General features: G+C 59.7%; 14 protein-coding genes. 13 read left to right on the top strand and 1 reads right to left on the bottom strand.

Going from position 1 to position 17555, the window contains the following annotated elements; genetic code table 11:
- The first annotated feature begins 26 nt into the window (after positions 1–26).
- The 13 genes from G7009_RS22435 to G7009_RS22375 all read left to right on the top strand — a co-directional run bounded on the left by G7009_RS22435 (position 27) and on the right by G7009_RS22375 (position 16117).
- Complete coding sequence (locus G7009_RS22435; RefSeq protein ID WP_181132286.1) at positions 27–1388, top strand: phosphomannomutase; 1362 nt, start codon at positions 27–29, stop codon at positions 1386–1388.
- 2 nt (positions 1389–1390) lie between these two features.
- Positions 1391–2185, top strand: coding sequence for an ABC transporter permease (locus G7009_RS22430; protein ID WP_181132285.1), 795 nt, complete (start codon positions 1391–1393; stop codon positions 2183–2185).
- The gene (locus G7009_RS22425; protein WP_181132284.1) at positions 2182–3396 is read left to right on the top strand and encodes an ABC transporter ATP-binding protein; all 1215 of its coding nucleotides are present in this window, start codon (positions 2182–2184) and stop codon (positions 3394–3396) included. The genes G7009_RS22430 and G7009_RS22425 overlap by 4 nt, the downstream gene beginning before the upstream one ends.
- Positions 3396–4850 carry a class I SAM-dependent methyltransferase gene (locus tag G7009_RS22420; RefSeq protein WP_181132283.1) on the top strand — a complete coding sequence of 485 codons (1455 nt, stop codon included), beginning with the start codon at positions 3396–3398 and terminating at the stop codon, positions 4848–4850. The genes G7009_RS22425 and G7009_RS22420 overlap by 1 nt, the downstream gene beginning before the upstream one ends.
- Positions 4850–7381, top strand: a complete 2532-nt coding sequence (locus G7009_RS22415; RefSeq protein ID WP_181132282.1) for a glycosyltransferase family 4 protein — start codon at positions 4850–4852, stop codon at positions 7379–7381. Before G7009_RS22420 ends, G7009_RS22415 begins: the two co-directional genes overlap by 1 nt.
- 43 nt (positions 7382–7424) lie before the next feature.
- Positions 7425–9065 carry a DUF6311 domain-containing protein gene (locus G7009_RS22410; RefSeq protein WP_181132281.1) on the top strand — a complete coding sequence of 547 codons (1641 nt, stop codon included), beginning with the start codon at positions 7425–7427 and terminating at the stop codon, positions 9063–9065.
- Entirely contained in the window at positions 9062–10015 is a 954-nt protein-coding gene (locus G7009_RS22405; protein WP_181132280.1) for a glycosyltransferase family 2 protein, read from the top strand. The genes G7009_RS22410 and G7009_RS22405 overlap by 4 nt, the downstream gene beginning before the upstream one ends.
- Positions 10012–10398: a GtrA family protein gene (locus tag G7009_RS22400; protein WP_181132279.1), complete on the top strand. Its 387-nt coding sequence runs from the start codon at positions 10012–10014 to the stop codon at positions 10396–10398. Before G7009_RS22405 ends, G7009_RS22400 begins: the two co-directional genes overlap by 4 nt.
- Positions 10399–10562: 164 nt before the next feature.
- The gene (locus G7009_RS22395) at positions 10563–11561 is read left to right on the top strand and encodes a glycosyltransferase (RefSeq protein ID WP_219856729.1); all 999 of its coding nucleotides are present in this window, start codon (positions 10563–10565) and stop codon (positions 11559–11561) included.
- On the top strand, positions 11561–11899 hold the full coding sequence (locus G7009_RS22390; protein WP_181132301.1) for a 4-amino-4-deoxy-L-arabinose-phospho-UDP flippase: 339 nt from the start codon (positions 11561–11563) through the stop codon (positions 11897–11899). The genes G7009_RS22395 and G7009_RS22390 overlap by 1 nt, the downstream gene beginning before the upstream one ends.
- A gap of 92 nt (positions 11900–11991) precedes the next feature.
- Positions 11992–12534: a hypothetical protein gene (locus tag G7009_RS22385; protein WP_181132278.1), complete on the top strand. Its 543-nt coding sequence runs from the start codon at positions 11992–11994 to the stop codon at positions 12532–12534.
- On the top strand, positions 12525–14594 hold the full coding sequence (locus G7009_RS22380) for an ArnT family glycosyltransferase (RefSeq protein ID WP_181132277.1): 2070 nt from the start codon (positions 12525–12527) through the stop codon (positions 14592–14594). The genes G7009_RS22385 and G7009_RS22380 overlap by 10 nt, the downstream gene beginning before the upstream one ends.
- Positions 14595–15067: 473 nt before the next feature.
- On the top strand, positions 15068–16117 hold the full coding sequence (locus tag G7009_RS22375; RefSeq protein WP_181132276.1) for an acyltransferase family protein: 1050 nt from the start codon (positions 15068–15070) through the stop codon (positions 16115–16117).
- Positions 16118–16255: 138 nt separating this feature from the next.
- On the opposite strand, the gene G7009_RS22370 is transcribed toward G7009_RS22375, so the two are convergent.
- A complete protein-coding gene (locus G7009_RS22370; RefSeq protein WP_181132275.1) occupies positions 16256–17377 on the bottom strand; it encodes an acyltransferase family protein in 1122 nt (373 codons plus the stop codon).
- Positions 17378–17555 lie beyond the last annotated feature (178 nt).

Here is a 17555-nt window from a genome sequence, read left to right as displayed (position 1 = left end):
CCCACGCGGCGTATCAAGTGAGAGACATGCACCCACCTATCCAGACCCGCTGCTTCAAAGCCTATGACATTCGCGGCCAAGTGCCCGCCGACCTCAACGAAGACGTCGCCTACCGGATTGGCCGTGCCCTGGTTGCCGAACTGAGTGGCAAGCGCTATGTGGTAGGGCGCGACATGCGTCTGGAGAGCCCCATGCTGGCCCAGGCGCTGACCAAGGGCCTGACCGAGGCCGGCGCCGACGTCATCGACATCGGCCTGTGCGGTACCGAGGAAGTCTACTTCGCCACCAGCCATCTCGAAGCCGACGGCGGCATCATGATCACCGCCAGCCATAACCCCAAGGGTTACAACGGCATGAAACTGGTGCGCGAGCAGTCCAAGCCGATCAGTGGCGACTCGGGGCTGTTCGCCATCCGTGATCGCGTCGAAGCCGGCAATCTCGGCGAGCAGGCCGCGACCCCAGGCAGCGTGCTCGAAGCGTTCGACAAGACCGCCTACATCGACCATCTGTTGACCTACGTCGACGCCTCGACCCTCAAGCCGCTCAAGGTACTGGCCGACCCCGGCAACGGTGCCGTGGGCCCGGTCATCGAACTGCTCAAGTCGCGCCTGCCGCTGCAGATCGAAATCATCAACGGCGAGCCGGACGGCGAGTTCCCCAACGGCGTCCCCAACCCGCTGCTGCCCGAGAACCGCGAACTGACCCGCCAGGCCGTGCTGGCCAATGGCGCCGACATGGGCATCGCTTGGGACGGCGACTTCGACCGCTGCTTCTTCTTCGACAACCAGGGCCGTTTCATCGAAGGCTACTACCTGGTCGGCCTGCTGGCCGAAATGCTGCTGATCAAGCACCCCGGCAGCAAGATCATCCACGACCCACGCCTGACCTGGAACACCATCGAGCAGGTCCAGGCCGCCGGCGGCCTGGCCATCCAGAGCAAGACCGGCCACGCCTTCATCAAGGAACGCATGCGCGCGGAAGACGCCGTATACGGCGGCGAGATGAGCGCGCACCATTATTTCCGCGACTTCGCCTACTGCGACAGCGGCAACATCCCGTGGCTGCTGGTCGCCGAGCTGATGAGCGTCACCGGCAAGACCCTGGCCCAGTTGGTGGACGAACGCATCGATGCGTTCCCGTGCAGCGGCGAGATCAACTACAAGGTCGACGACGTAAAGGCCTCGGTCGAGAAAGTCCTCGCTCACTTCGCGCCACAGGATCCAAGCGTTGACCGTACCGACGGCATCAGTGTGGAGTTTCCCGAGTGGCGCTTCAGCCTGCGCGGCTCCAATACCGAGCCTCTGCTGCGCCTGAACGTCGAGAGCCGTGGTGATGAAGCTCTGGTGGCCCAGCGCGTCGCTGAAATCGAACGTCTGATTCAAGGATAACTATGTTCGGCATGATCAGAGGCGTCTGGGACTACAGAGGCTTCATTCTCACTTCCATCAAGAACGAGTTCATCGCACGCTTCGCGCGCAGCAAGCTCGGTGGTCTGTGGATGATCATTCATCCCCTGGCCCAGGTCGCCATCTACGCGCTGATCCTGTCCAACGTCCTCGGCGCGCGCCTGCCGGGGATCGAGAACAAGTACGCCTACGCGCTGTACCTGATCGCCGGCATCCTGGCCTGGAACCTGTTCGCCGAGATCGTCGGGCGGTGCCTGACGGTCTTCATCGAGCAGGGCAACCTGATGAAGAAGATGCGCTTCCCGCGGATCGCCTTGCCGGTGATCGTGGTCGGCTCCTGCCTGCTCAACAACCTGCTGCTGTTCGTGGCCGTACTGGTCATCTTCGCCGTGCTGGGCCATTCGCCCAACGTGCAGATGTTCTGGCTGATCCCGCTGACCCTGGCGGTGGTCTCCCTGGCGGTCGGGATAGGCCTGGTACTCGGGGTGCTGAACGTGTTCCTGCGCGATATCGGCCAAGTGGTGCCGATCATCCTGCAGGTCTGGTTCTGGTTCACCCCGATCGTCTACTCGGTGAACATCGTGCCTGATTACCTGAAAGACACACTGGACGTGAACCCGATGTTCGCGATCGTGAGCGCCTACCATAACGTGCTGGTCTACAAGGTCTCGCCGGATCTGCAACAAGTAGGCGTCACCTTCATCATCGCCGTGGGCCTCATGCTGCTTGGCCTGTTCCTGTTCCGCCGGGCATCCGCAGAAATGGTGGACTCGCTATGACACTTCTTTCAGTCGCCAACGTCGGAAAGGCATACCGGGCCTATCGATCGGAATGGCAGCGCATGGCGCGCTGGTTCTACATACCCGTGAAGGCCAGCCAGGAACACTGGGTCCTCAAGCACGTCAGCTTCAACATCGCGGCGGGGGAGGCCATTGGTATCGTCGGCCAGAACGGGGCCGGCAAATCGACCCTGCTGAAGATGATCACAGGTACCTTGCAGCCCACCGAGGGCAAGGTCCAGGTCAATGGCCGCATCGCGGCGATTCTCGAACTGGGCATGGGTTTCAACGCCGAACTGACCGGGCGCCAGAACGTGTACCACGCCGCGGGGCTGATGGGCTTCAATACCCAACAGATCGACGGCGTGATCGACGACATCGAAGCCTTCGCGGAAATTGGCGAGTATTTCGACCAGGCCGTGCGCACCTATTCCAGTGGCATGCAGATGCGTGTCGCGTTCTCCGTGGCCACCGCGTTCCGCCCGGAGATCCTGATCATCGACGAAGCGCTGTCGGTAGGGGACAGCTACTTCCAGCACAAGAGCTTCGGCCGCATCAAGGAATTCCAGAGGGCGGGCACCACCTTGCTGATCGTCTCCCACGATCGCGGGGCCATCCAGGCGCTGTGCAATCGCGCGATCCTGCTGGACGGCGGCACCGTGATCAAGGACGGCGCGCCCGAAGAGATCATGGATTACTACAACGCCATCATCGCTCAGAAGGAGAACGCCACCGTCGAGGTGCAGACGTTGGCCGATGGGACGGTACAGACGCGTTCCGGTAGCGGCAAGGCGAGCATCGACAGTGTGGCCCTGTACAACACCGAAGGTACGCCGGTGGAGTATGTCTCGGTCGGTGAAGACGTCTGCCTGAACATCAAGGTCAAGGTCAACGCGCCGCTGCCGGAGCTGGTCGTGGGCTACGTCATCAAGGATCGCCTGGGCCAGGACGTGTTCGGCACCAACACTCATCATCTGCAGTGTGCGCGAAAAGACCTGAGCGAAGGCGAGCTGTTGTCCTACCAGTTCCGCTTCCCGGCCAATCTCGGGGTGGGCTCTTATTCCGTGGCGGTCGCCTTGCACGCCTCGGATGTGCATGTCGTCGACAACTACGAGTGGCGCGACCTGGCGCTGGTGTTCAACGTGGTGAATGTTTCCCAGAGTACGTTCGTGGGTCTGGCCTGGATACCTCCGACCGTGGAGTGCAAGTAATGGATAGCCGTTTTTACCGCGCGTTCGAAGACTGTCACCGCGGCTCGAGAGAACTCATCACCCAGCGGCTGGAAGTGTATCTGCCCTTCCTCGCCCCCCTGAAAGAGCTGTATCCGCAAGCACGCACCCTCGATATCGGCTGTGGTCGGGGTGAGTGGATCGAGTTGCTGCTGCGCGAAGGCTACGCCCCGGAAGGCGTCGACCTCGATGACGGCATGCTCGAGGCTTGCCGTGCGCTGGAGCTGCCTGCGCGCAAGGACGATGCGCTCAACGCGTTGCGCCAGCTGCCCGATGAAAGCCTGGTCGTCGTCAGTGGTTTTCATATCGCCGAGCATGTTCCCTTCCCGATCCTGCAAGACATCGTCGCCGAAGCGATGCGTGTGCTGCGTCCGGCCGGCCTGTTGATCCTCGAGACGCCGAACGCCGAAAGCGTCGTGGTGGGTACCAACAATTTCTACGTGGACCCGACCCACGAGCGTCCGATCCCCAGCCTGCTGATGTCGTTCCTGACCGAGTACAACGATTTCGCCAGGTCAAAGATCCTCAGGCTGCAGGAAGCGCCCGGCATACAGGATCCGGACCGCAAGCTCGGCGTGATGGATGTCTTGGCGGGTACCAGCCCCGACTACGCCGTGATCGCGCAAAAGCAGGCGGCGCCCGAGGTGCTGGACATCTTCGACCCCCTGTTCGAGAAACATTATGGCGTGTCCCTGGATGAGCTGGCCTCACGTTACGATCAGCTGCTGGAAGGCAGACTTAGCAAAATCGAGGACCAAATGGCGTCTGACATCCGTGAAATGATGAACAGGCTGCAGATCGAGCAGACCGAGAAGCTGCAATTGATCGAGGAGCGGTTCCAGCGCGAGCGCGACACGCTGCAGCAGAACTTCGAGCGCGAGCGTGATACGCAGCAGCATGACTTCGAGCGCGAGCGTGATACGCAGCAGCATGACTTCGAGCGCGAGCGCGACACGCTGCAGCAAAGCCTCGAGCAGGCGAAGGAGCAAGCCGAGCGCCTGCAGGCCGAGATGAACCTCTCGCTGAGCAATGCGCATAACTGGTATCTGCGCGCCACGACCTATGAGCAGCAACTCGAGGCGTTGCGTCGCAGCACCGCCTGGCGTATCACCGCGCCTTTGCGCACCGTTGGCCACGTGCTGTTGCATCCGAGCTATATCAAGAGATCAGCCGAGCAGGGGCTGCGACGCGCCGCACCGCACGCGCGCCTCTGGCTGGCCCGTCGGCCCGGTGTCGAGCGCAAGGTACTGGCGGCCTTGCAGCGCAGTCCATGGCTGATGGCCAAGCTGCGCAGTCTGCATCAAGCCCGTGAGGTCGGCGAAGCCGCTGACGCCAGCGATCCACAGCACGGCGTGATTGATCACGCACCATTGACCCCGCGAGGCCGCGCCATCGAAGACGCGCTTCGCCAAGCCATGATGAAGGGCCAGAAGTAATGCGTATCGTAATAGACATGCAAGGCGCGCAAACCGAAAGCCGCTTCCGTGGTATCGGTCGGTACAGCCTGTCCCTGGCCCAGGGCATCGTGCGCAATCGCGGTGAGCACGAGGTCTACCTCGTGCTCAATGGCATGCTCGGCGACAGCATCGACAGTATCCGTACCGCGTTCATCGGCCTGCTCCCGCAAAGCCACATCCGCGTCTGGTATGCAGAAGGCCCGGTAGCGGACAGCGATCCCGACAACCTGGCCAGGCGGCAAGTGGCGGAACGCATCCGACAGGCTTGCATCGACGATCTCCAGCCCGATGTGGTGCACGTCACCAGCGCCGTCGAGGGCTACATAGACGACGCGGTCATCGGCAGCCCGCTTCTGCATGGCACGCCTTTGATCAGCGCCACGCTCTATGACCTGATTCCGCTGGTCAGCCCGCAGCAATACCTGGATGGCAACCCCGCCTACAAGACGCACTACCTGCAGAAGGTCGAGGCGTTCAAGGACTACGACCTGTTGCTGTCCATTTCGGAATTCGCCAGGGGGGAAGCACTGTCGCTGCTGCCTCTCGACAGCGACAGACTGGTCAATGTCTCTACCGCGGCAGATGACGTATTCCAACCGATGACCCTGAGCCTGGCCGAGCGTGATGCGCTGAAAGAGCAGTTCGGCCTGCGCGAGACCTTCGTGCTCTATTCGGGCGGTGCCGATGACCGCAAGAACTTGCCACGGCTGATCAGCGCATTCGCCAGCATCAAGTCGCAGCTGGGCGATACCCAACTGGTGTTTGCCGGCAAGATGCCGGAGTACCACATCAACAAATATCGGGACCTGGCGCTCGAAGAAGGCCTGGACAAGGCCGACCTGGTCTTCACCGGTTTCGTGACGGACGCGCAGCTCATCGCGCTGTACAACATCTGCGAGCTCTATGTGTTCCCGTCATGGCACGAAGGCTTTGGCCTGCCGCCACTCGAGGCAATGAAGTGCGGCGCTCCCGTGATCGGTGCCAATACCTCCAGCGTGCCCGAAGTCATCGGCTGGGAAGAGGCGACCTTCGACCCGTTCGACACGCAGGCCATCGCGGACAAACTGCGCAAGGGCCTGCTGGATGATGCCTTCCGCGCGGCGCTGGCCGATCATGGTCTGAAACGTGCCGAGCAGTTCTCCTGGGATAACACCGGAAAGGCCGCGGTAGCGGCGTTCGAGCAGGCAGTCGGCCTGCGCGGCGAAGGCGCCGGCGCAGAAGCTCCATCCGATGAGATCGATGGCGTCCCGGCACTGGTCCAGGCACTTGCCACGACCGGACACCTGCAGACCGGGGCCGTCGATATCGAGCGGCTGGCCAAGGCCATCGATTACTCGTTGCAAGGTCCGGCCAGCGTGCCCAGCCTTTTCGTGGACATCTCGGAGCTGTGCAAGCATGACGGCAAGAGCGGCATTCAGCGCGTGGTGCGTAGCATTCTGCTGGAGTGGCTGAAAAACCCGCCTGCCGGGTATCAGGTCAAGCCGGTCTACACCCAGGCAGGCGAGTGCTTCTATCGCCATGCCAGCCAGTTCTGCGCCAAGTTCCTTGGCCAGGATCCGAGCGAAGCCGAGCCGGACGAAGCCATCAGCTACCGTGCCGGGGACGTTTACCTGGGGCTGGACCTGCTCATGGACGTGCTGCCTCACAAGAAGGCTTACTTCGACGCCTTGCGAGCTCATGGCGTCAGCATTTTCGTTGTCGTCTACGATCTGCTGATCCTGCAGCTACCGCATTGCTTCGTCGAAAGCCTGCAGGCGCACTATGTGAAGTGGATCAACACGGTTGCCCAGTACGACGGTGCCATCTGCATTTCCCAGGCGGTCGCGGACGAACTTGGCGAGTGGATGATCGAGCATGCGCCCGTGCGCGAACGGCCGTTCCGGATCGGCGCGTTCCATCTGGGCGCGGACATCGATCAATCGATGCCTTCCACCGGCATACCCGAAGACCCCGCCATGCGCATCGAAGCGCTGCAGAGCAACCCCAACTTCCTCATGGTCGGCACGCTCGAACCGCGCAAAGGCCATGCCCAGACGCTCGATGCCTTCGAACTGCTTTGGGCGGCAGGCGTCGAGGCCAACCTGATCATCGTCGGCAAGCATGGCTGGCTGGTGGACGAGCTGGTCGCCAGGCTCAAGGACCATCCGGAGCTTGGCAAGCGTCTGCTCTGGCTTGGAGGGGCGAGCGATGAGTACCTGGAGCACCTCTACAACGAGTCCGACTGCCTGATCGCCGCATCCTATGGCGAAGGCTTCGGCTTGCCATTGATCGAGGCCGCGCAATACAAGCTGCCGATCATTGCCAGGGACCTGCCTGTATTCCGCGAAGTGGCTGGGGAGCACGCGTGGTATTTCACAGGGGCGACCGCGCAGGATGTGGCGGACAGCTTGGCCGAATGGCTCGAGCGGTTCGAGCAGAGCGAGCATCCGAAGTCCGCAGGCATGCCATGGCTCACCTGGAAAGGCAGTGCGCAGCAACTGATCGGCGAAATAGACAAGTGCGCGTTCTAACGCGCCAGCCAACCTAAAAAAAAGAGTATCGGGGCGTTTTGATATGGGGATCAAGCTTGATTCGACGGGCAGGGCCGGCTTGCTGCTGGCCCTGGCCATTGGGTCGTGGTTCGTATGGCGGTATTTTCCCGCCGGGTTCGTGGCAGGGACATCGTCCTACTGGATGACGGAGGTCGATGACGTCACCCAGTATTTCTCGGGGTTCAATGCGTTTTTCAGCGCGCCGTTCAACTATCCGCTGCTGGCCTTCGATAGCATCAACTATCCGCAAGGCACGCGCGCGACCTTCATGGACGTCATCCCGCTGTACGCCTTGCTGCTGAAGGTGTTCGTGCCAACCAGCCAGGCACCCTTCAACCCGTTCGGGGTCTGGGTGGCCTTGTCATGCATCGGCCAGGCGGTGTGCGCCTGGTGGATCCTGCGCGAACTGCAGGTCAAGTCATGGCTGGCGCTGGTAGCCCTCGTCGTCTGCCTGCTGACATTCCCGGCGTTCACCACCCGGGTGACCCATATCTCGCTGATGACGCACTGGATCATGCTGGGCGCCTTGGCGCTGTATATCCGCGCCAGGCGTACGGAAGAGCCCCAGCGTTGGGCATGGACGCTGCTGCTGGTAGGTAGCTTCTACATCAATATCTACCTGTTCGTGATGGCCAGTGCCATCTACGTGGCGAGCTGCGTGCATAACCCTGGCAGGTACAGGTTCGCCGAGCTGGGCCGGGCGTTCCTGCCGTTCCTGATCCTCGGCGCGAGCCTGTTCCTGACCATCCTGCCCATGGAAAAGGCCGAAATCGCCCGGGAAAACGGTTTCGGCATCTTTTCGATGAACCTGCTCGCGCCGTTCTATGGCGGCAAGTACCTCGTCATCGCCAACGCGGAAAGGCCGGGTCAGTACGAAGGGTTCAACTACCTGGGCCTCGGCGTGCTGCTGGCGTTCGCGCTGAGCCTCGTGATCGGTCGCGGCGCTGCCATCAAGCGTTTCAAGGAGCACTGGGCGCTGACCCTGCTGATGGTGTTGTTCACCGTCTATGCGCTGTCCGACGCCATCTACCTGGGCCAGCGTGAAGTAGCGATCTTCCACTATCCCGCGTTCATGGACTTCATCACCACGCAGTTCCGTGCCTCGGGACGGTTCTTCTGGCCGGTGGGATATTGCGTCATCATCTTCGCCATCGCCATGCTCTACCGCAAGCTCGGTGCGCGGGTCTTCGCGGCCAGCATGCTGGTGCTGATCGCGTTGCAGGTGGCCGACCTGTCGAAGCTGCGTCACCGCATGCACGACACCGTCTACCACCAGTCCGAGCCAGTACTGGACCAGGCAGCGTGGGACCGAGTGACCGCCGATGACGTGCAGTACTTGTACTTCTTCCCCAAATTCAAATGTGGCCGTTCCGACCTGATCTTCAAGACCTTGATGCCGACCATGCGCTATGCCGTCGTGCACGGTATCAAGATCAACACAGGATACGTCGCGCGCTCGAACTCGAACTGTGCGCCTGAGAGTACGCGGGCCGAAATCGCCGCTTCCCCGCAGGAGCAGTCGTTGTACGTCTTCGTGAAAGGCGACTTTGCCGAGGTCGAGGAAGCCAAGGCCATGTTCCCCGCAGATCGCCAGCCCGTGTGCGAAGAGATCGACTTTGCCCATGTCTGCCGGATCAGACCTTCGGAGACCGCCTCCCGATGAGCACTAACGAAAAGCGCAAGATCTCGCTGGTATCGCCTTTCTATAACGAAGAGAAGGGCGTGCAGGCATTCTTTGCCAGGATCAACCAGGTCTTCGCGCCTCTGCGCGAGCGCTATGACCTTGAAGTGATCGCGATCAACGATGGCAGCCGGGACCAGACCTATCGGGAACTGCTCAAGGCCCAGGCAGACAACGCCTACCTGACCATCGTCGACCTCTCGCGCAACTTCGGCAAGGAAGCGGCGCTCTCGGCCGGGCTGGATTTCGCTACCGGCGACGCCGTGGTCCCCATCGACTCGGATCTTCAACATCCACCCGAGGTGGTGCTCGACCTGATCCAGCAGTGGGAGGAGGGCGCCGAGGTGGTACTGGCCAAGCGAATCGACCGGGAAACCGACCGGCCGATCCAGAAGATCACGGCCAACTGGTTCTACAAACTGCACAACTGCATCTCCGACATCAATATCCCGGCGGACGTCGGCGATTTCCGATTGATGGACCGCAAGGTGGTCGACGCCTTGAAGACCCTGCCTGAAAGCCGCCGCTTCATGAAAGGCCTGTTTGCCTGGGTGGGCTTCAACTCGACGGTGATCGAGTACAAGGTCGCACCTCGCGAACACGGCACGACCAGCTTCAATACCTGGAAGCTCTGGAACTTTGCGATAGAAGGCATCACTAACTACAGCTCCGCGCCGCTGCGGGTCTGGACTTACCTGGGTTGCGCGGTATCGGCGCTGTCGTTCCTCTATGCGGTCTATCTGTTGATCAAGACGCTGTTCTTTGGCGCTGATACCCCTGGCTATGCGTCTATCATGATCACCATCCTGTTCGCCAGTGGCGTGCAGCTGATCGGGATAGGCGTGCTTGGGGAGTATGTCGGCAGGATCTTCGCCGAGTCGAAAAACCGGCCCGTCTATATCGTGCGCGATGTGATCAAGCAGACAAGATGATCATTCCCGAGAAGTATCACCAGTTCATACGGTTCGCCCTGGTAGGCGTGGCCAACACCCTCGCGCACGCGCTGGTCGTCGTCGCGCTGATGGAGGCTCTGTCGCCGCCCGCCGCCGTGGCGAACGGAGTGGCATTCGTTTTCGCCAACCTGATGTCCTACACGCTCAACAGCCGCTTCACGTTCAGGATGCCCATGAGTTTCGCCGGTTATCGGCGGTTTCTGTTGGTGTCCCTGGTGTCGCTGGCGCTGACGCTGCTCATCACCTCGGCGGTGGAATACGCGGGGTTGCATTACAGCATCGGGCTTTTGATGGTGATCTTCGTGGTGCCGGTACTTAACTACCTGGTGATGAAGATCTGGGCCTTTGCCCCCGCGAACTAAGGCCAGCAATGACGATGTTCACCGCGGATGAGTCCGCGAACAAATTTTTAAGCGACTGACTTTGCCGAGTCACGTTTGACTCCACCAGTAGACTGAGACCAGCAGGTAGATTGACTATGACCACCGGCCATCTAGACCAGATCACGTCAGGCATGACCCATGCCATGGACAGGGAAGGGCAAGCCAAGATCGCTGTCGTGATCCCCTCTTATAAAGTGATCGCCCATATCCTGGGTGTGATCGCGGAAATCGGCCCTGAAGTCGAACGGATCTACATTGTCGACGACTGCTGCCCGGAAGGGTCTGGCGCGTATGTAGAGAAAAACTGCACCGACCACCGCGTGGTGGTACTGCGCAACCCCGAGAACCAGGGGGTGGGCGGTGCGGTGATGACCGGCTACCAGGCGGCCATCGCCGACAACATGGACGTCATCGTCAAGATCGATGGCGACGGCCAGATGGACCCGGGCCTGCTCATGAACTTCGTCAACCCGATCCTCGAAGGCAAGGCGGACTACACCAAGGGCAATCGTTTCTACGACCTGGAAGAAATCCGCGCGATGCCGAAGATCCGTCTGTTCGGAAACGCGGTACTTTCCTTCATGACCAAGTTCTCCTCGGGCTACTGGGACCTGTTCGACCCCACCAATGGCTACACCGCCATCCACCGCAGCGTTGCCCAGTACCTGCCGTTCGCCAAGATCAGCCGCCGTTACTTCTTCGAGACCGACATCCTGTTCAGGCTCAATACCCTGCGTGCGGTCGTGGTCGATGTGCCCATGCACGCCAAGTACGGGGATGAAGTGAGCAACCTGAAGATCTCGGAAGTGGTAGGCGAGTTCTTCGTCAAGCACGTGCGCAATTTCGGCAAGCGCATTTTCTACAACTACTACCTGCGAGACATGTCGCTGGCCTCGATCGAACTCCCGATCGGCCTGCTGATGCTGGTCTGGGGCCTGATCTTCGGTGCCTCGCACTGGCTCTCTTCCATGTACACCGGCATTCCCACGGCGGCGGGCACGGTCATGCTGTCGGCCCTGCCGATCATCCTGGGTATCCAGTTCATCCTGGCGTTCCTGGGGCAGGACATCGCAGCCGTGCCGAGAAGGCCGTTTCACCTGTCGACCCTGAAATCCAAAACCAAACCGGGTGCCGCTCGATGATGATGTACGCAATTGCACTCTTGTGCGTGGTAGGGATCGCCACCGGGCAGATCATGTTCAAGCTCAGCGCCAGCTCGCTGCAGCGGGCCGGTACCATCTTCGATCTCAAGACCCTGATGATCCTGGGCGCGGCCTTTGCCCTGTACGGGATAACCACCATCGCCTGGGTCTGGGTGCTGCAGAAGATAGAACTGGGCAAGGCGTATCCGCTCATGGCCCTGGCGTTCGTGCTGGTCCCGATCGGCAGTCACTTCATTCTCGGTGAGCGCTTCCAGGTCCAGTACTTCGTGGGTGTGGCGTTCATCATGTTCGGCATCGTTCTGGCCGTGAAGTCATAAGAATCCGTTGAGCCGTTGAGCCGTTGAGCCGTTGAGCTGCGCTGTCGCGCAGAGACATTTCCGGATCCGCCCCGCTACCTGTGGCAGTCCCAATGGAAGTCCTTGTGGAAAACGCTATGGAAATCCCAATGGAAGTCCTTGTGGAAAACCCTATGGAAGTCCCTGTGGAAGTCCTTGTGGAAAACCCTATGGAAATCCCTGTGGAAGTCCTTGTGGAAAACCCTATGGAAGTCCCTGTGGAAAACCCAATGGAAATCCCAATGGAAGTCCTTGTGGAAAACCCTATGGAAATCCCTATGGAAGTCCTTGTGGAAAACCCTATGGAAATCCCTATGGAAATCCCTATGGAAGTCCTTGTGGAAAACCCTATGGAAGTCCCTGTGGAAGTCCTTGTGGAAATCCCATTGGAAGTCCCTCTGGGAGTCCCTGTGGGAGCGGGTTTACCCGCGAAAAGGGCGAAGCCCTTGCCATACCCAGAGGGTGGCAGGGCAGGTAAATCGCATCGGCGACGACCGCCATCAGCAGATACGGCAGCAGGCCTGAAATCATTGAAAATCAGCGAGATAAATTTGTTCCATGAAAGTGCAAGCAACGAGGCACGGGTTCAGTTGGAGAAGAGAGCACTATGCAACTAGTTAATGGGTCACGCTTGACGCCGTCCGCGGCAGTGCTGGGCATGATGGTGCTCGCGCTGGTCCTGCTCGTATTACGTTCGAGCGGGATCTACCCGAGCGTGATGGGCGACGAGTACACCTACAGTTCCATGGCGAGGGTACTACCGCTGTCGGCGGCCTCCATCCCCAACTACCTGTATCTGTCGATCTACAAGGGCACCCTGCTGTGCGGCAGTGGCTTCATGGGCTGTACCAAGCTCTTCAACGCACTGTTCTTCGTAGCGGCCGCTCCGTTCATCTACCTGACGGCTCGACGCTTCTGCGACGTACGGGTCTCGCTGGTCATCGTGGCGGTCAGCCTGCTTGGCCCCATCAACATCTACACCGCCTACTTCATGCCCGAAGCGCTGTTCTTCTTCACCTTCTGGGTGAGCGTCTGGTATTTCCTGAGCCTCGACGCGCGCGCAACGGCCCGGCAATGGGTGATCTTCGGCCTGATCGTGGGCTGCTCATCGCTGGTCAAGCCCCACGCATTGTTCGTGATACCGGCGTTCTGCCTGTGCATCATGTTCTTCGCCTACAAGGCCCTCGACAGATGGTTCGTGACAGGTCTGAAGAACGCCGCCATCTTCGTCGTGACACTGCTCCTGACCAAGTTCATCTTCAGCTACCTGGTTGCCGGCAAGGCGGGCTTGACGCTGTTCGGAAACTTCTACGCCACAACGCTGGAGTCCAATGCTTCCAGCTTGCAACGCTACCTGGACATCCTTCTCGCCGCGCCCTCCATCGTGGGAGGGCATCTGCTGGCCAATGCCCTGATGTTCGGCCTTGCGTTCGCCATCGTGATCCTGGTGACCATCAAGGCACTGTCCAACAGGGTCGTCCTGCCCGAGCACAAGATCGCCTTCTGCACCCTGGCCCTGCTGCTCAACCTGATCGCCGTCGTGGCACTGTTCTCGGCCTCGGTCGCCGGCAGCAATGCCGCGGAGACGGCATTCCGTCTCCACATGAGGTACTACGACTTCATGTTGCCGCTGCTCTTCATCGCAGTGGGATCGCAGATCAACCTCACCCAGGAGGCGACATACAAGTACTGGAAGTACGCGATCGGCGCCGTCATGTTGCTGGCCATCATCTATGCCACGGCCAACCGCATGCATCCGTTCACCCTGAGCTTCATCGACAACCCCGAGTTGCGCGGCTACACGCTGAGCAAGAAAGCGTTCGTGGTACTGGCTTGCCTGTCGTTGTTGTCCATCGTCCTGTGGTGGAAGTCGGTCGCCACCGGCGCCAAGTTCTTCATCTTCGCCTACCTGCCGTTGTCCGTGGCGGTCAGCACGGTGGGCGCCAATATCGGCATCATCGAGCGGACGACACCTGACGCCTACGACAAGGCCGGCCAGTTCGCCAAAAGCTACCTGTCGCCTGCCGAACTGTCCAAGCTGCTGGTGGTGGGGGAAAGCGCGCCCCAGATCCTGAGGGCACTGTACTGGGTGGAAGACCTGAACGCGGGTCCGGACCTCACCTACAAGCCAGGCGTGCCCTATACGGCGGCGCAAACCCCGGCCGACAAGAAATGGATCCTGGCGATTGGCGATGTCGACTTCGTCAGAGGCGATTTCCATGTCATGAAATTCCGCGGCTATTCGCTCGCCAAGAAAATAGGACACCTCTATCCCTTGGTGGTCGATTTCCGCGGTGTTGCCTTGCCGGACTCGGTGACCAACATCACCGGCCTGGCGGACGCTGAAAGCTGGGGCACATGGTCCGCAGGCGACAAGGTAACGATGGAGTTCGCCCAACCGTTGCCATCGGCATTCGAACTGGAGATCTATGCCAAGGCCTTTGGCCCTAACGAAGGCCAGGCGTTCGACGTCGTGGTGGATGGCAAAAGCTACCCGGTCACCATCGGCAAGGAAATCGAGCCGCACAAATTGCAGATCAGCAACGTGGGGCACAATGTGGAGAGCCTGATCATCAAGGTCCCGTCCCCAACGTCGCCCAAACAGCTGGGCGTCAGCGCAGATGCTCGCCTGCTTGGCATCGGGCTCCATCAACTGATCATCCACCCGCCCAAGTAAGCCCTGGAGCCCTGTGGGCGCAGCCCGCGCCCACAGAACCTCCACCCCTCACAGAACGCCTAGTGTCCCCAAAGCCCTCTCACACGTGCATGCAATGTGCGAACTGAATACAACACCGGCCTTCCTGATTCACACGTCCCCGGTGGTGAGTTGGCTTGCCGGGACGCCGGACCGCCTGCGATCGAGGCCGCAGGCCTGGCCTGCAACACCAACTAGCCGGCCCACGCGAGAGCGATGGTGGCACAGCCTTTTCACCACTATCTTGCAGAGTCGAGATGGTTCACTGCCAAGCAAGTCCTACAGCTTCAAGGCCGCGCTTGTCCCAAACATGTTACATATTGACGGTCACACTCACCGTGTAGCCCATTGAAGCCTGCCTGTGCCCCGAGGGATAATGTCGCTTCGCCTCCTTGGCAGATTGAACAAAGCGAAAGCCTCACTGAACAAACCGCAAAAAATTAAATGGACGTTCAATGGAAAAGTATTACGGAATTCAGTACCTGCGCGGCCTGGCCGCGCTCTTTGTAATTGTCTATCACTCACTGGTCATGGCCGCCGTTGCCCCCTATTTCCAGAATCCCGTAGGCGATTTCGGTGTCGATATCTTCTTCGTGATATCTGGATTCGTAATGTGGATAACGACGGATAACAAGAGAAAGGGCACATTGCATTTCTGGTGGGCACGGGTACTACGTGTCGCCCCGCTTTACTGGTTCTTCACACTCCTGATCATTTCCGCTGCGCTCATCTTGCCGTCCTTGTTCTTCAACTCGAGGGGCATCGATCCCGTTTTCATCCTCAAGTCATTGCTTTTCATCCCCGCGCAAAACCCCGATGTCGGTGATGTGACGCCCGTCTACACCATAGGCTGGACGCTCATTTACGAAATGTTCTTCTACTTCCTCTTCGGGTTCGGCCTGCTCATAGATGACATGCGCAAGAGGTTCACCTTCATCGTCATGCTGTTCAGTGGCCTGGCCTTGTGCGGGATGCTCGTGAATTTCAAGGATCCCGTGCTTGCAACCTATACCGGGCCTCTCATCCTCGAGTTCCTGGCTGGAGTCGTGCTCGGCTATTTTCGACGGCATCTGCTCAACCTCGGGCCCAAGGTCGGGGCTGGGCTGGTAATGGCCGCGCTAACAACCCTGATGCTCGTTCATGCAGACCAGTCGTCCAGATTTTGGATTTATGGCATCCCATCGCTGGCGTTAGTCAGCGGCGTTGTCGTGCTTGAAAAGTATATTCAAGGCACTGTGAAGAAAATTCCTCTGTTCCTCGGGGAAGTTTCATACTCGCTCTACCTCTCGCATCCTATTTCACAGAGGGTATGGTATGTCGTCTTCATCATGCTTTTCGGACAAATAGCGAGCAAGGAAGTCGCTATTACCTATGCATTGGGCTCGGTCGTGGTGGGGGTGCTTGGAGGCGTGATCTGCTATCTCGTCGTCGAGAAGCAGCTTCTGCGGTTAGCCAGGATGGGAACCAGACGCAAGCAAAACGCCACGCGCGTCATTTCACACTAGTCCTGAGCCAGGCCATCTGTGTTTGGTGCCGAGGCCGTAAAGTTTTATAAAACAGCGGCCTCGCTCATCACTCAGCCGAGTGATGAGCCATCGCTACTTCAAGTACATGACAGGCGATAATAATGTGGCTATGGATTTTCAGCCGATAGCCGAACGTTCGCTTCTCCTCGATACACCCACATCTTCACCCATCCGCTGACGCAAGAAGCGTTGCGCCGGCCGCTCCAGCATGCGGTGGCCAAGCATGCTGATCGGTACCAGCACGGCGAAGAAGAGCAGCATCGTCCAGCCATGGTAGAAAATGGATCGTGACAGCCCCATCCCGTCTACTGCCATGGCAAAGACGATCTGCAATGGAAAGTGCAGCAGATAGGATGAATAGCTGATGTCTCCCAACCAGGCACAGGAGCGCATCAGGTTGGGCCAGCAGTGACCCGCCGCCGCCAGCATCGCCAGGGTCAGCGGAAAGCACAGGCCGATGAGAAGGTTATCCATGGCTACGTCCATTCCATACACCAGACAACCCCATGCCCCCAGGCACGCTACCGTCGTGATGGCCACGCAGACCCTGTCGCCCACCTGGCGGCGCAGGCATTCAACAAGCCCATAGGTAATACCGCCGATATAGAAGCAGAGCAGCCCGCTGCCGATCTTGTAGGACTCCGGGTACAGCCATGCGCCCAGCCCACAGCCGCCCACGGCAAGCACCCATCGCCACCGTCCCGCCAGGCATACCAGGAAGAAAGACCCGTACAGTAAGACTTCCACTGAAACCGACCAGACAGGCGCATTGAAAGACCAGCCTTTTTCCAGCCCCCAGGCCGGTGCCAGGAACAGGTTGAGCACCGCGTGATAGACATCATTGAAGGCATACACAAAGTAGCTGTCATGGTCGTCGGCATACATCAGCTGAAGCCCGGCAACCAGCGCGAACGTCACGATATGCAAGGGGTACAGCCGGCTGAACCTGTCCCACGCAAAGGCAGTGGGCCGTATCGAGCGATCTGCGATACCACGCGAGAACAACCAGAAGAACACGAACCCCGAGATGGTGAAGAACAGCTGCACCGCCATTCCGCCATGGTGGTAGAGCGGCGTGAGCCACTGGTAGAACGGCTGCTGGGAGACGACCAGACCCGACGGATCACTCCCCACATAGAAAAAGTGCTGCCAGTGCCAGAAAACCACGCATAGAGCGGCGATACCTCGCAGTGCATCCAGCGTGTAGAGGCGAACGGGGGAGGGGGTGGCAGCAGTCATCAAGGCTCACACGACAGAAGTGAAGCATGCAGTTGATGCCCATGGCGCCGCGAAGACTGATTGGAGTCAGGATCGCTGCCGTACGTTGCCGATAGGCCGCGAACCCATGGCAGCCGGCTCGAGCGCTCTAGTGCAAGGGTTGGATTGGATTCTCGCACCAATGATTGCAAATGGCCAC

The sequence above is a fragment of the Pseudomonas capeferrum genome (genome assembly GCF_013523055.1).
Taxonomy (GTDB): Bacteria; Pseudomonadota; Gammaproteobacteria; order Pseudomonadales; family Pseudomonadaceae; genus Aquipseudomonas; species Aquipseudomonas capeferrum_A.
The sequence above is the reverse complement of the archived record's forward strand: the minus strand, read 5'-3'. Positions and strand labels throughout refer to the sequence as shown.

Coding starts and splice junctions, on each gene's coding strand:
- G7009_RS22410 (WP_181132281.1), top strand. CDS start 7,425: ATGGGGATCAAGCTTGATTCGACGGGCAGGGCCGGCTTGCTGCTGGCC.
- G7009_RS22390 (WP_181132301.1), top strand. CDS start 11,561: ATGATGTACGCAATTGCACTCTTGTGCGTGGTAGGGATCGCCACCGGG.
- G7009_RS22400 (WP_181132279.1), top strand. CDS start 10,012: ATGATCATTCCCGAGAAGTATCACCAGTTCATACGGTTCGCCCTGGTA.
- G7009_RS22405 (WP_181132280.1), top strand. CDS start 9,062: ATGAGCACTAACGAAAAGCGCAAGATCTCGCTGGTATCGCCTTTCTAT.
- G7009_RS22385 (WP_181132278.1), top strand. CDS start 11,992: ATGGAAGTCCTTGTGGAAAACGCTATGGAAATCCCAATGGAAGTCCTT.
- G7009_RS22430 (WP_181132285.1), top strand. CDS start 1,391: ATGTTCGGCATGATCAGAGGCGTCTGGGACTACAGAGGCTTCATTCTC.
- G7009_RS22395 (WP_219856729.1), top strand. CDS start 10,563: ATGGACAGGGAAGGGCAAGCCAAGATCGCTGTCGTGATCCCCTCTTAT.
- G7009_RS22415 (WP_181132282.1), top strand. CDS start 4,850: ATGCGTATCGTAATAGACATGCAAGGCGCGCAAACCGAAAGCCGCTTC.
- G7009_RS22370 (WP_181132275.1), bottom strand. CDS start 17,377: ATGACTGCTGCCACCCCCTCCCCCGTTCGCCTCTACACGCTGGATGCA.
- G7009_RS22375 (WP_181132276.1), top strand. CDS start 15,068: ATGGAAAAGTATTACGGAATTCAGTACCTGCGCGGCCTGGCCGCGCTC.
- G7009_RS22420 (WP_181132283.1), top strand. CDS start 3,396: ATGGATAGCCGTTTTTACCGCGCGTTCGAAGACTGTCACCGCGGCTCG.
- G7009_RS22425 (WP_181132284.1), top strand. CDS start 2,182: ATGACACTTCTTTCAGTCGCCAACGTCGGAAAGGCATACCGGGCCTAT.
- G7009_RS22435 (WP_181132286.1), top strand. CDS start 27: ATGCACCCACCTATCCAGACCCGCTGCTTCAAAGCCTATGACATTCGC.
- G7009_RS22380 (WP_181132277.1), top strand. CDS start 12,525: ATGCAACTAGTTAATGGGTCACGCTTGACGCCGTCCGCGGCAGTGCTG.